Here is a 14359-nt window from a genome sequence, read left to right on the forward strand (position 1 = left end):
TGTGGCACCGATTACTGAGGGAGCAAGCTCGCTCCCACAGGGTTGTATGTCGAGATTTCAGGCACGCTCCCGGGGAATCAGGCTTTGCAGTTGTTGCGCCAGGAAGTTTGCATCGAACTCAAAAGTGTCCGGGTCTTTCAAACCATTGGTCTTGCGCCACTGCCAGCCAGTGGATGGCGGCAGACACACCAGTGACACGCTGCCATAACGTGCTGCTGTAAAGCCCATCACCGCCACGGAAATCTGCCCGCCGACACCCATCACCTCCGGCACGAATTCCACCGGTTTGCCAGCGATCAGGATGCTCAGCTTTTCGGTCTTGAACGGAGAACTCTCCACCAGAACACTCGGCCCCGACGCGACGTACACTTCGCGGTTCACTTCGAGCAGGTCAGGTGCCTTGACCGGTTCCAGCCACTGCTGGATCTGATCGAACAGCGCACCAATGCGCTTCGCCCACTCGGCCGATTGCGACTCGAACACTTGCTTTTTGTGCGCTTCGCTTTCGGCGTAGTGGCGAAGCATTTCGCCCAGTTGCTGTACATCGTCCATAGCGGTGTTCCTTTGGTTGAAGCGGTGTTGCGGATATTAAGCATGGCAGATGCGCGTGGCGGGCGTACGAGTAAAAGCGTGAGCGGTACTGCTACCGCCGGACCGAATGCGCAGGAGGCGGTGGCGTTCGCCCTGGGCGACTGACTCAACCGGCCTTGGGCGTGCGGCGCAGGCGCGCCATGCTCAAGGTGTCCACCAGCACGCCGTCACGCACGGCGTAGTCGCGGAACAGGCCTTCGGTTTCGAAGCCGAACTTGCGGTACAGGGAAATGGCCGCTTCGTTGTCGGCATACACCGAAAGCTCGATTCGCTGCAGATTCATCCAGTTGTCGGCGATATCCAGCGCCGTCGCGAGCAGCTTCGAGCCCACCCCCTTGCCCTGCCACGCCACCGCAACGCCCATGCCGAAACTGCCGGCATGGCTGCGACGAATGCGTGAGAACTGCTCCAGGCCAATGTTGCCGATGACCGTGCCTTGATGCAGGGCCACCACATTCACCAAGCGTTCGTTATCCAGCGCAAGGCGACTGCGCCAGAGTTCGGTGGACTGAAACGGCATTTGCAGGGTTTGACGGGCGATGGCCGGGTCGTTGTACAGCGCCGCAACGCCTTCGATATGGGATTCGTTGAAGCGTTCGAGGGTGATGACGGGTTCGGTGGTTGGCATGGGTGAATCATCCTTGAAGCAGACATGGCCGTTCACTCTACAACGCGACCTTCGCGTGTGGCGAGAACCAATGTGGGAGCGGGCTTGCTCGCGAAGGCGGTTGACCAGTCGTCTTCAATGTCGGATGTGATGGCGCCTTCGCGAGCAAGCCCGCTCCCACATTTTAATCATGCTCAGCTTTCGAACCACTCCCGGCGCTCGCTGAAAGTGTTTTCGATCAATTCGACGATCATCCGTACCTGCTCGTCGTCCCCGGAATCAGCATTGACCGCCATCCACACCTGACGCCGCATAGGCTGGTCAAACAGGCCCGGCAAGGCAATCAGCCCGCGGTCGAAGTGGCTCATGTAGTGCGGCAGCAGGCCGATGCCGGCACTGCAACGGATCATCTCCAGCATCAGCTCCCAGGATTGCAGTTGCACCACCCCGGCCGGGCGCTGATCCACCAGCGTATTCCATGGCCGGAAGCTTTCAACCTGGCCGTCCTGCCGCCATTGCACCAGGAGAAAATCGGCCAGGTCATCCAGGCATTCCGGCCTGGAGGCAACCCGCGAGTAGCGCTTGGCAATGTGCGGCAGGTAATCGAGTTGCGCCAGGCGCCGGGGTTCGGTGGTGGCAAAGCTCGGTCCCGGTAACGGCGATCCGGTCTCGCCCAGCCACACCACCACGTCGGCGCTGACCGCCTGCAAGGCCAACTCGCTGTCGAGCGTCATGATCTCCAGCCGAACGCTGGCGTTGCGCCGCAGCAGTGCAACCAGGTCACGTCCGAGAATGTCATGCAGGATCGAATCCGCCACGGCCAGGCGAATCAACGGCTGCTCGACCACCGGCAAACCGCGCTCATGGGCCAGGGCGATCAATTGTGCGTGCAAGCGCAAGCCATCGCGGCTGAGGCTCAAACCATTGTCGCCATGGTTGAACAGCGAACATTGGAGCTGCGTTTCCAGCAGCACCAGTTGCCTGCGCAGGCGGGTGGTCTTGATGTTGAGACTGCGGGCGGCCTGCATGAAGCAACCGCAACGGGCGCTGACGGTGAAACACAGCGCCAGTTCGGGGTCGATAGCCGCCGCCAGCTGGCGCCAGGACGCGTTTTTATTGATAGCTACACGATACTCCGCAGCCCCCTGGTGGGCGCTGGCTTCCATGAATGACATCGAGGACTCCCTGTCGATCTGACACTGACAGGTGCATCCTGCGGATCGTTCATGAACCTGCTGTGACAATGACTCAGGCGCTGGGTGTCTGCCGAAAGCTCACGGCCAGGCGATTCCAGCTGTTGATGGTGGTAACGGCGATGGTCAGGTCGACCATTTCGCTTTCACTGAACTGCTCCCTGGCTTGCGCGTAGACATCGTCCGGCACATGGCTTTCGGAGAGCAAGGTGACCGCCTCGGTCCAGGCCAGCGCGGCTCTTTCCCGAGGATTGAAAAAGTTGCTGTCGCGCCAGACCACAATGGAATACAGACGCCGGTCGCTTTCGCCCAGGCGCCGTGCATCCACCGAGTGCATATCGGTGCAAAAGGCACAGCCATTGAGCTGCGAAGCACGAATCTTGATCAGGTGCAGCAGGGCCTGCTCGATACTCAGGCTGCTGGCCAGGGCCTCCATGGCGATCATGGCTTTCATCGCTTTGGGCGACGCGCTGTAGTAATCCAGACGGGGGTTCATGAGGCGATCTCGTGCAGGCGTGATGTGATCTTCACGGTAGTCGCTGGCGCAGGGGCATGACAGATCCAATCAGGCGATTTCCCCGGGGACCACCGCCGCCAGACCAATTGACGGTTTTTCCACTGCACAACTTCTGTACCACAAGCGGATAAGAGTAATCTTGCGCGACGCACACGCGCCCAACAGCCCCGGAGCCTCGCCGGTATGGAACTACATGTTGTCATCAACGGTCGCAAGGACCTGGCCGGCCAGCTGTACAACCAACTGCGCAGCGCTATCGAGTCCGGTCGCCTGACCGCCGGGACACAACTGCCCCCCAGCCGCTTGCTGGCCGAACAACTGGGTATTTCGCGCAAGACCATTTCCGACACCTACGCCCAACTGACTTACGAAAACTTCCTCACCGGGGTGGTCGGCAAAGGCACCTATGTCAACGCGCGCTCGTCGAAGGTGCAGCGTAAACAGAACCACACCGAACTCGGCGGCTTCGAGGTGATCGAGTACTGGCGCAACCTGCCGGTGTTTCTGCGTCATCCGACCCTGGAAGGCTCGCTGCGCTACGACTTCATTGGTGGCGCCACCAGCAAGGGCCAGTTTCCCCAGGATGACTGGCGGCGCTGCACCTCTCATGCACTGCGCCAGATTGCCGGTTCCAAGGGCTTATACAGCCAGCCCGAGGGCTTGCCGGCGCTACGTAACGCCATTGCGCAGCACATCGCGTTCTCCCGCGGGGTCAATTGTCAGGATGAGGATGTGGTGGTGTGCAACGGTGCGCAGCAGGCGCTGGACCTGATTGCCCGGGTGCTGATCAGTCCGGGCAGCCTGGTCGCCATGGAAGACCCCGGCTACCCGCCGGCGCGCCTGCTGTTCGGCACCCATGGCGCCACGGTCATTGGCGTACCGGTGGACGCCGAAGGCATTGTGGTGGACCAGATTCCTCGCGGCACGCGCCTGATCTACGTCACCCCGTCGCACCAGTTCCCGCTGGGCATGCCGATGAGTCAGGCGCGCCGGGAAGCACTGCTGGCCAAGGCCCATGAGTTGGGTGCGATCATCATCGAGGACGACTACGACAGCGAGTTCCGCTATGAAGGCCGCCCCACCGATTCCCTGCAAAGCATGGATGAACGGGGAATCGTCGCGTACGTCGGGACGTTCTCCAAAACCCTGTTACCGGAACTGCGGCTCGGCTACGGGATCCTGCCGCCGGCGATCCTCGAGGCCGTGGTGCGCGCCAAGCAGCTCACCGACCTGCACACCTCCACCCTGCCCCAATGGGCGCTGGCCAAGTTCATCGCCGAAGGTTGCCTGCTCAAGCACATCCGGCGCTGCCATACGATCTATGCCGGGCGCCGCGAGCGGATCCTGGCGCGCATGGCCGGCGATCTTTCGCCCTGGCTGGAGGCGGTACCGTCCACTGCCGGCTTCCACATGGTGGTGATGTGGAAAGTGCCGATGGATATTCCATTGGTGATCGAACTGGCGAAAAAAGTCGAAGTCGGGCTATATGCCATCGACAGCTTTTTCTATCAGGAAACGCCCAGGGCCGGGCTTTTTTTGGGTTTTGGCGCCATCGAAACCCTCGACATCGACATCGCCCTGGACCGTTTGCGCGACATCCTGCAGCAAGTGGCCTGACGGATTGGCCTGCGGTTTTATCCGGGGATTGGCTATTGGCGGTCCCGGGGGCCGGGCCTATCCTGCATAGGCGTTATCCCTCAATGAGCAGGATTCGTCCGGCCTGATTCAGGAGTGTGAGCAATGTCCCATGAAGTGATCAATACCGTACAGGTACAAGCCGCCGCCGGGCGCTCGGATGAACTGGGTAAGCAACTGCAAAAGATTGTCGAAACCCTGCGTGAACTTCCCGGGTGCGAATCCTATATGGTCGACCGCTGCCCCGAGGACACCAATCGCTGGACCGTCAGCGCCCACTGGCAATCGGAAGAGGCCATGCGATCGCATTTCAACAGCCCGCAAGTCCAGGGTTTCATCGACCTGATCGATTGCCAACTGGCCAACTCCGTCGACTTCAACAGCTTTCCGATCCGCTAGGCCCTCCCTTGTAGGAGCGAGCTCGCTCGCGATGGTCGTCAACGATAACGCGTGCTTCCTGGTTAAACGCGGCGAATCTGAATCCATCGCGAGCAAGCTCGCTCCTACAGAATTACCCCCCGCTGGAGCGAGCTGCCCAGACATTGGTCCCCTGGCCTTCCCGAATATTGGCTGTTTGATTGCCCCTCGCGGCGGACTAGATTGGTTTCTGACCACTTATCCAACGCAGGTAATGAACCATGAACGTTTTGCGCTTCTGTGCCGCTCCCCTTGTTGCCCTGACCCTGACCATCGGTGCCCCGGCATTCGCCCATGAAGCCGGTGACCCCTCGGAAAAAGTCACGGTATTGCAGGACCACATGCTGAAAAACGTGCCGGGCAAAAAAGCGCTGATGATCGAAGTCGACTACAAGCCCGGCCAATCGTCCATTGCCCACAAGCACGACGGTACAGCCATGGCCTACGTCCTTTCAGGGTCTGTCACCTCTCAGGTGAAAGGCGAGAAAGCCGTGACGTACAAGGCGGGCGAATACTGGTACGAAGCAGCCGGCTCCGAGCATCTGGTATCGAAAAACGCCAGCGTTACCGAGCCTGCCAAGTTGCTGGTGTTCATGGTGTTGTCGCCGGACGAACAGGTGCTGGTCCCCCTGAAAAACTGATCGCTGATCGAATAGCCATAAATAAACACGCCCAAATTCGCTATTCGGGCGTTTTTAATTCCCGGGGCAATTAACCCGACTTGTTTAAACCAAACAAAACTATGGGCCGGCCAATAAGCACGCAATTGGCTATTTCATTCTTCACTTTGCGGTTTAGTCTGGAGCAACTGCCGAACACTTGCGGCAACTCCAACTTCCTTACTGATGTTGTTTCACTGGAGTAACACAATGAAACTTGCATTTGTCAGTACGCTCATCCTATCAGCTGCGCTTTTGGCTGGCTGCTCGGTTCCCACCGCACCCTCTGCGGGGCCTTCGCTGGAAAGTGTGTTCACCGAACCGGTCGGCCGCAGCAACGCGACTCGTATTCCCAACGGCAGCAATGTGGCCCTGGGCGTGGTGTACAGCCAAAACACCCAGGCTAACCGTGCCTATCTACAGGATTACCAGGCCAATGCCGGCACGGGTTTCGGCCAGAGTCTGCTGGTACGGGAGATCCACGACGCCTATGTCGCCACCTCCAGACCCGACCTCGCGGTGGATTGGGTCAAAGCCTCGCTTCAACGCCAATTCGGATCGGTCACCGTGTACCCGGACATGCAGAGCCTCAAGGCGGCGAAACCGGATGTGGTAGCCATTGTCGACAGCCGTAGCCAATTGATCACCTCGCGCAGTTCGGACGTCGAGTCCAAAGTCAGTGCCGATTTCTATGACAGCCAATTCAACTACATCGGCACGGCACAAGGTTATGACGCCAGAGCGCTCAGCCCGGTATGGGCGGACTATAAACGCAGTGAAGAGATTGTTGCCGATATTAACGAGCAACAAAACGTGCAAGTAAGGGCGCTGCAGAAGTTTGACCGGTCGCTCAGCAATTTATTGACCAGCCCGACAAGTAATGTCTCGATGATCGACACAGCGTCAGAGCTGAAACTGTATTAAGGCTGCGACAAATATTGTGAGTAAACCCCGACCGGGACAGGAAGGGTTTGCTCACAATCAATCAAGACCGCGACTTTTAAAATAGCGGTATCTTCAGATCTGCGCTACAGCGCCAACTACCATTTTCTACAGACAAGGAAGTCTTCATGACTAAAGACCAGGAAAGATCCTTCATTGCCCGCATCACGTGCAATGGAATGAACATGACATTTTTTGACCAGATATTGAGCGCGAGTCATTTTGAACCTCAGAGACTCAAATCGCCGATCCCGCCCAATATAGTGTCTACCTTTGAAGCCTATGATCCTGCAAGCCGAACAATGCGCCCTGTAGGTGGCAGAAAACGGACGGCCATGGTCATCCACTTCAGGTGTTATGACGACTACTACAACATGCAGATTCTGAGCGAAGCGTACTATCAGAAATATTTCAGCAAGGGCGGACAAGGCGTGCTTGGCGCCTATCCGGCGGCCGGCGGTGATACCACCTCCTTCAATTTGCTGGACAGCAATCAGCAAATCATCACGCTTGATGATTTAAGCGGCGACAAAGCGACCGTTCACTTGAAAGCACGTAACGCCGCCATTATCAAAAAAGAAATCTGGCGCGATCCGGCGTACAGCACTTGCTTCACCGATAAGTCTGGCGACATTGCCACGTTCAAGCTGGATATTCTGGAAAGGCAGGTCTCTTCACCCGCACGCTCTACTCCCTACAGCTGAGTTCCAACCATGGGCCGGCGTGTTGTCTTTTCCCTTGAATGAAAAAAGCCCCGCATCTCTCGATGCGGGGCTTTTTCATTCAACGCCTGATCAGGCAGCCGGTTCCAGCTCGGCGGCGGCGACGGCGGCAGGCACTACCGCTTGACCGCTCAACGCCAGGTCCAGCAGTTCGCGGTTGGCCACCGCGTACATGGCGTAGTCGGTGCCGCTGGCGGCACGGATTTCCACCAGCATGGCACGCCAGCGTTCGATCATGCCTTCATGCTGCTGCATCCACAGGTCCAGGCGTGTTTCCACCTCCTGGGATCCGTCGCCCTGTTGCAGGACCGAGATGGTGATCGCACGTTGCTGCCAGTCGACGTCATCACGGAACGCTTCACGGGCCAGGGCCTGCCAGTTGTTTTCAACCGGCAGAGCGCTGATCTGTTGCAGGTACCAGGTGATGTCCAGTGCACTACCCACGGCGAAGTAGGCCTTGGCCACGTCGGCAGGATCCTGGCCGGTCACGTCGGAAGCCTCGATGATCGGCAGCAGCGTATACAGGTGCGTGGTGCCCGCCACCATGCGCGCCAGCAACTCCGGCACACCGGCTTCGACGTACGCCTGATAACGGGTCTGCCAGGTTTCGCGGATCTCGCCACTGAGCAATTCGTCGAGTTTGAGGCCCAGCGCCGCCAGATGCGGACCGAAGTGCGCGACGTCACGGGCAGCGTTCTGCTCGTTGCGACGGGCACGCAGGAACCAGCGCGTGGCGCGACGGCCCAGGCGCATCAGCTCGTCCATCAGTTCCAGTTGTACGTCGGCGGAAACCTTGTAGTCCAGGTTTTCAATCTGACGGAACCAGTGCGGGAGGTGGAAAATGTCACGCACGATCACATAAGCACCGGCCACGTTCGCCGGGCTCATGCCGGTCGACTCTTTGAGTCGTTGAACGAAGGTGATACCCATGTGGTTGACCAGATCGTTGGCAATCTGGGTGCTGACGATTTCGCGCTTCAGACGGTGACGACGCATCGCCGCGGAGAACTTGCTCACCAGTGTTGGCGGGAAAGCGGTTTCCATGTCGCGGGTCAGGTAGTCGTCGTCCGGCACCAGGGAGCCCAGCAACTGCTCCTTGAGGTCGATCTTGCTGTACGAGATCAGCACCGACAGCTCGGCACGGGTCAGGCCATGACCTTCGGCGATGCGCTCGTTGATCGCATCTTCGGCCGGCAGGAACTCGATGGCGCGATCCAGCTTGCCGCGACCTTCCAGGTCGTTCATCAGGCGCTTGTATTCGGCAATCCGCGGCAATGCACGGCGGGCTGCCAACGACAGGGCCTGAGTCTGCTTGTAGTTGTTACCCAGCACCAGACCACCGACTTCGTCGGTCATGCTCGCCAGCAACTCATTACGTTGCTTGTCGGTCATGTCGCCGGCCTGAACCACTTCGTTGAGCAGGATCTTGATGTTCACTTCGTGGTCGGAGCAGTCCACACCACCGGCGTTGTCGATGAAGTCGGTGTTGGAACCGCCGCCATTGAGGCCGAACTCGACGCGACCCAGTTGGGTCATGCCCAGGTTACCGCCCTCGCCCACGACTTTGCAGCGCAGTTCGTTGCCGTTCACCCGCAGTGCATCGTTGGCCTTGTCGCCGACATCGGCGTGGCTTTCGCTGCTGGCCTTGACGTAAGTACCGATACCGCCGTTCCACAACAGATCCACCGGTGCCTTGAGCAAGGCGTTGAGCAGTTCGGTCGGGGTCAGCTTGTCGGCCTGGATATCGAAGCGTTCCTGCATTTGCGGGGAAATCGCAATGCTCTTCGCGCTACGGGAGAAGATGCCGCCGCCTTCGGACATGAGGCTGGTGTCGTAGTCCGACCAGGCCGAACGTGGCAGGTCGAACAGGCGCTGACGCTCGGCGAAGCTCGACGCCGGCTCAGGGTTCGGATCGATGAAAATGTGCAGGTGGTTGAACGCTGCGACCAGTTGCAGCTTGTCGGACATCAGCAAGCCGTTACCGAACACGTCACCGGCCATGTCGCCGACACCGACCACGGTGATGCTGTCTTCCTGGACATTGATGCCGCGCTCGCGGAAGTGGCGCTGTACGCCGACCCACGCGCCCTTGGCGGTGATGCCCATTTTCTTGTGGTCGTAACCGGCCGAACCACCGGACGCAAACGCGTCACCCAGCCAGAAACCGTAGTCGATGGCGATGCCGTTGGCGATGTCGGAGAAGGTCGCAGTGCCCTTGTCCGCCGCTACGACCAGGTACGGGTCATCATCGTCATGACGCACGACGTTGGCCGGCGGCACCAGGGCGCCGTCCTTCAGGTTGTCGGTGATGTCCAACAGACCCGAAATGAAGATGCGGTAGCAGGCGATGCCCTCGGCCGCGATCTCGTCACGGCTGCCGCCCAGTGGCAGGCGACGCGGCAGGAAGCCGCCCTTCGCACCCACCGGCACGATCACCGAGTTCTTCACTTGCTGGGCTTTTACCAGGCCCAGGACTTCGGTACGGAAGTCTTCTTCACGGTCGGACCAGCGCAGGCCACCACGGGCCACGTTGCCGAAGCGCAGGTGCACGCCTTCGACGCGCGGGGAGTAAACGAAGATTTCGAACTTCGGTACAGGCTTGGGCAGCTCGGGAATCAAGTGCGGGTTGAACTTGAAGCTGAAGTACGACTTGTTATGGCCGTTGGCGTCAGTCTGGTAGAAGTTGGTGCGCAGGGTGGCCTTGATCAGGTCCAGGTAGCGACGCAGGATGCGGTCTTCGTTCAGTACCTGGACGTCGTCCAGGGCGCTGAGGATCGCGTGTTCCAGGCGTTGCTGCTTGTCTCCCAGATCTTCGCCGGTCAGCTTGCGCGCCAGGTAGAAACGGGTCTTGAACAACCGGGTCAGCTCGTGAGCGATGTCGGTGTGGTTGTTCAGGGTGCTGGCGATATAGCCCAGGTCGAAGCCCAGACGGATCTGCTTCATGTAGCGGGCGTAGGCACGCAGCAGCGCCACGTCGCGCCATGGCAGGCCGGCGGTCAGTACCAGACGGTTGAACCCGTCGTTCTCGGCATCGCCACGCACGATGTGGACAAATGCGTCCTGCAGCGTGTCGTTCAACTGCTGGATGTCGATTTCCAGGCCTTCGGCGGCGGTGAACGCGAAATCGTGAATCCAGAACTCGCGGCCACTGTTGTGGCGCAGGCGATACGGGAACTCACCCAGCACGCGCAGGCCGAGGTTTTCCAGGATCGGCAGCACGTCGGACAGCGCCAGCGGGGTATCGGCGTGGTACAGCTTGCAGTGCAGCATGCGCTGGCCGGAAACCTGACCCAGCGGCTGGTAGAAGCTCATCACCAGCGGATTTTTTTCGTTGAGGCTCAGCAGGTGCTGCATGTCGACCACAGCCGAGTGGGCTGCGAAACGCTCGCGGTAACCAGCAGGGAAGCCTTTCGGGAAGTCGGCCAGCACGTTGGTGCCATGGGCTTCACCGAAGCTTTCAACGGTCAGGGCGGCGTAGTCGTCCTGCCAGCTGCGGCAGGCCTGCACCACTTCTTTTTCCAGCAGCAGCGGGTCGATATCGAGGCGGTTTTTCGGGTCGACGCGCAGAATCAACTGCACGCGGGCCAGCACGGACTCGGAGAAGAAGGTCCAGAACTCGCAGTCCGAGGCTTTCAGGCGATCCATCAGCACTTGCTGGATCTTCTGGCGCACTTCGGTGGAATAGATGTCACGCGGCACGTAGGCCAGGCAGTAGCAGAAGCGGCCGTACGGGTCTTTGCGCAGGAACACGCGAATCTTGTTGCGTTCCTGGATCTGCACGATCGACATCACGGTGCTGAACAGCTCGTCCACCGGGGTCTGGAACAGATCGTCGCGCGGCAGCACTTCGAGCACCTGCGCCAGTTCCTTGCCCAGGTGAGCCTTGGCCTGGAAGCCGGAACGGCGTTCGATTTCCTCGACCTTGCGGCGGATGTACGGGATCACCCGCACGCTCTCGCCATACACCGACGAGGTGTACAGGCCCATGAAACGGCATTCCTTGATGACCTTGCCGTCGGCGTCGATTTCGCGGATCGACACGTAGTCCGGGTAAGCCGGACGGTGTACACGGCTTGGGTGCGCGGCCTTGGCGAACGACAGCAGGGTCGGTTCGCGCAGGTAGTTCACGGCGTAGTCTTCGATGCGCAAGTCATCGTAGGTCAGGCCGGCACGCAGCAGCTTGGTCAGGCCGAGGAAGGAGTCCTTGTCATAGACGATATGGCCGCCATCGGCTTCGTCGCTGACCACGAACTCTTCGTAGCCGAGGAAGGTGAAGTGGTTGCCCACCAGCCATTCCAGAAAGCTCTTGATTTCGTTCTTCTCGTCGCCATCGACGGCGAACTGGCTGTTGTCCAGCTTGGTCAGAATGTCCTGGACCTTGGCCTTCATCGGCTCGAAATCGCCGACGGCCACGCGGACTTCACCGAGCACCTGCTCCAGCTCTTTGCTCAGCACATTGAGCTCGGCGGTGTTGGCGCAGCGGTCGATCTCCAGGTACATCAGCGATTCTTGCTGAATGTCGTCGCCCTGGGTGCCTTTAGGCAGGATTTCCAGCAACTCGCCCTTGCTGCCACGACGCACGCTCAGCACGGTGGTTTGCAGGGTATGGATGCTGTAGCCGCGGCGGTTCAGCTCGGTACGCACCGAGTCCACCAGGAAAGGCAGGTCGTGGTGCAGCACTTCGACCGCGGTATGGGTCGACTGCCAGCCGTGGCGTTCGTAATCCGGGTTGTAGACGCGCACTTGCGGCTGCGCGTGATCAAAGCGCTCAAGCATGCGCCATGCAGAAAGGGTGCAGCCAGCAAGGTCGGACAACCGACGCTGGGTCAGCTCGTCAAGGGAAATGATGCCGAAGAATTGTTCAGAAAACAGCGCCACTTGTGGCAGTGCCTGTTCACTGATGTGCTGCGCCAGTGCCGCTTGCAGTTGGTGCTGGAAGTCGGCTTTGCTGGCTGCGGTGAAGAACGCCATCTGTGGTACTCCGCTTGGGCTTGTTATTGATGAAAGCGTCGCGTGCAAAACCCCTTTCGGGGTGGTCCGTCACCCGGTTCCTGATTCTCGGGCAGAGGAAACAGGGTGACAGGTGGGTGAAGCTGGACGAGACACTCAGGTCACATTCACCTTCCGTGAATGGGCATCTGCAAAAACGACTGGACTGCGTGCAGCGCAATGTCTTTACGGGTGCTCATCCGTTGCGCAGCTTAACGAGTGCGGCAAGGCCCGTGCTTGCGGTGCTGCGACATATTCGGTCAACGGTACGCTGCTCAACGCATGCGCATCGAACAACACTAGCATTCGCACAGGAAAATGACGGTTTTCCGTCCGGTTTTACGGGACATGCGTACCAGAAATGACCAGTAACACTCTGGCCGTCCACGACCCGGTCATCGACACTCGGACAAGCAGAAATGTGCGCGGGCTGGCAGAATCGCCCGTTATTGCGTTTACCACGCTCGTCGAACCAGGAATTTCCCATGAAAATGAAAACTGCCCTCTTGATCGTCAACCCTTGCGACGACGAAGAAGACAACATGGCCATGCTCTGCTGCCACAGCGACCAGGGCGAAATGTTCCTGATGAGCCGCTACCCGGATGAAGACGAGCTGGAAATCACCCTCGACGGCGAGCCTTCGACCCTCGACGGCGTGAAAGTCACCCTAAGCCCTTCCCTGCTGAAGATCGAAATTGCCGCGGCTGATGCCGATGCGCTCAACGGCGACGATGTACTGGAAATCACCTTTGATGCCGACATGGTGGATATGGATGAAGTTGAGCTGACCTTGAAGAACATTCTTGATGGCACTGGCACCTTCATTAGCCAGCTCTGAATATCAGCGCCTGTTCCGACCTCATCGCGAGCAAGCTCGCTCCCACATTTGATTGCATGCCTCAGTGACGGCGTGGTCCCCTGTGGGAGCGAGCTTGCTCGCGATGGCGTCAGTAAGCCCGCCACAATACTGAAATGGAACGAACCTCCAACAATTTCACCCATCTTTTCCCGCACTTTGCGCAAAATGCCGTTAGTCGCCACCCCCCGCGATGGATTAAAGTAACGCCCCCAGCCCTGGCGCATTTCGAACGTCCTCGGCCACCCTTTTGCAGGAACAGTCATCGATGGAACATCGTGAAGCGCTGCTAGCGCTGCGAACCTTTCTTTCAACGCAGATTCTCGGCCAGGAAAAACTCATCGAGCGATTGCTCATCGCCCTGCTCGCCGACGGCCATATGCTGGTCGAGGGTGCTCCTGGCCTGGCCAAGACCAAAGCCATCAAAGAACTTGCCGAAGGCATCGAAGCGCAGTTCCACCGCATCCAGTTCACTCCTGACCTGTTGCCGGCCGACATTACCGGTACGGAAATCTACCGCCCGGAAACCGGCAGCTTCGTGTTCCAGCAAGGCCCGATCTTCCACAACCTGGTATTGGCGGACGAAATCAACCGCGCCCCGGCCAAGGTCCAGTCGGCCTTGCTCGAAGCCATGGGCGAGCGGCAAGTCAGTGTCGGGCGCAGCACCTACGAGCTGTCGCCGCTGTTCCTGGTGATGGCCACGCAGAACCCGATCGAGCAGGAAGGCACCTACCCGTTGCCGGAAGCCCAGCTTGACCGGTTCCTGATGCACGTGAAAATCGGCTTTCCCGATGCCACTGTCGAGCGCCGGATTCTGCAGCAAGCCCGTGGAGAGGCCCTGAACGGCGAAGCGAAGCCTGAGCGTCGGGTTACTCAACAGACGATTTTTGTCGCACGCAAGGAAATCCTCGGTCTGTACATGGCCGACGCCGTGGAGGAGTACCTGGTACAACTGGTCATGGCCACCCGCACCCCGGCCAAATTCGATCCGGAGATGGCCGAGTGGATCGCCTACGGCGCCAGCCCCCGAGGCTCGATTGCCCTGGACCGCTGCGCCCGCGCCCACGCCTGGCTGGCCGGGCGTGATTTCGTCAGCCCGGAAGACATCCAGGCCGTGCTGTTCGACGTGCTGCGCCATCGCATCATTCTTTCCTTTGAAGCCGAAGCCGCTGGCATCGATCAGGACCGTGTGGTCCAGCGGATTCTCGACGTCGTAGCCGTCGCTTGACC

General features: G+C 59.4%; 12 protein-coding genes. 7 read left to right on the top strand and 5 right to left on the bottom strand.

Going from position 1 to position 14359, the window contains the following annotated elements:
• Positions 1-57: 57 nt before the first annotated feature.
• From KW840_RS15255 to KW840_RS15270, 4 genes are all read right to left on the bottom strand, one after another.
• On the bottom strand, positions 58-552 hold the full coding sequence (locus KW840_RS15255) for a hypothetical protein (protein ID WP_154908955.1): 495 nt from the start codon (positions 550-552) through the stop codon (positions 58-60).
• 145 nt (positions 553-697) lie between these two features.
• The gene (locus KW840_RS15260; protein ID WP_218496022.1) at positions 698-1219 is read right to left on the bottom strand and encodes a GNAT family N-acetyltransferase; all 522 of its coding nucleotides are present in this window, start codon (positions 1217-1219) and stop codon (positions 698-700) included.
• Between the two features lie 173 nt (positions 1220-1392).
• Positions 1393-2373, bottom strand: coding sequence for a LysR family transcriptional regulator (locus tag KW840_RS15265; RefSeq protein WP_218496024.1), 981 nt, complete (start codon positions 2371-2373; stop codon positions 1393-1395).
• A 73-nt stretch (positions 2374-2446) separates the two neighbouring features.
• The gene (locus KW840_RS15270; protein WP_150813834.1) at positions 2447-2887 is read right to left on the bottom strand and encodes a carboxymuconolactone decarboxylase family protein; all 441 of its coding nucleotides are present in this window, start codon (positions 2885-2887) and stop codon (positions 2447-2449) included.
• Positions 2888-3091: 204 nt separating this feature from the next.
• Between KW840_RS15270 and KW840_RS15275 the strand changes: the two genes are divergently transcribed.
• The 5 genes from KW840_RS15275 to KW840_RS15295 all read left to right on the top strand — a co-directional run bounded on the left by KW840_RS15275 (position 3092) and on the right by KW840_RS15295 (position 7265).
• The gene (locus KW840_RS15275) at positions 3092-4525 is read left to right on the top strand and encodes a PLP-dependent aminotransferase family protein (protein WP_218496026.1); all 1434 of its coding nucleotides are present in this window, start codon (positions 3092-3094) and stop codon (positions 4523-4525) included.
• Between the two features lie 123 nt (positions 4526-4648).
• On the top strand, positions 4649-4942 hold the full coding sequence (locus KW840_RS15280; RefSeq protein ID WP_218496030.1) for a putative quinol monooxygenase: 294 nt from the start codon (positions 4649-4651) through the stop codon (positions 4940-4942).
• 239 nt (positions 4943-5181) lie between these two features.
• Complete coding sequence (locus tag KW840_RS15285; RefSeq protein ID WP_218496031.1) at positions 5182-5601, top strand: cupin domain-containing protein; 420 nt, start codon at positions 5182-5184, stop codon at positions 5599-5601.
• Positions 5602-5829: 228 nt separating this feature from the next.
• On the top strand, positions 5830-6543 hold the full coding sequence (locus tag KW840_RS15290; RefSeq protein WP_218496033.1) for an ATPase: 714 nt from the start codon (positions 5830-5832) through the stop codon (positions 6541-6543).
• A gap of 146 nt (positions 6544-6689) precedes the next feature.
• Complete coding sequence (locus KW840_RS15295) at positions 6690-7265, top strand: hypothetical protein (RefSeq protein ID WP_154860093.1); 576 nt, start codon at positions 6690-6692, stop codon at positions 7263-7265.
• Positions 7266-7355: 90 nt separating this feature from the next.
• On the opposite strand, the gene KW840_RS15300 is transcribed toward KW840_RS15295, so the two are convergent.
• Positions 7356-12254 carry an NAD-glutamate dehydrogenase gene (locus tag KW840_RS15300; RefSeq protein WP_218496035.1) on the bottom strand — a complete coding sequence of 1633 codons (4899 nt, stop codon included), beginning with the start codon at positions 12252-12254 and terminating at the stop codon, positions 7356-7358.
• Positions 12255-12757: 503 nt separating this feature from the next.
• Between KW840_RS15300 and KW840_RS15305 the strand changes: the two genes are divergently transcribed.
• The gene (locus KW840_RS15305; RefSeq protein ID WP_057715001.1) at positions 12758-13111 is read left to right on the top strand and encodes a hypothetical protein; all 354 of its coding nucleotides are present in this window, start codon (positions 12758-12760) and stop codon (positions 13109-13111) included.
• 286 nt (positions 13112-13397) lie between these two features.
• A complete protein-coding gene (locus KW840_RS15310) occupies positions 13398-14357 on the top strand; it encodes a MoxR family ATPase (RefSeq protein WP_057715002.1) in 960 nt (319 codons plus the stop codon).
• Positions 14358-14359: the final 2 nt, after the last annotated feature.

The sequence above is a fragment of the Pseudomonas sp. PDM30 genome (genome assembly GCF_019218985.1).
GTDB classification, from domain to species: Bacteria; Pseudomonadota; Gammaproteobacteria; order Pseudomonadales; family Pseudomonadaceae; genus Aquipseudomonas; species Aquipseudomonas jessenii.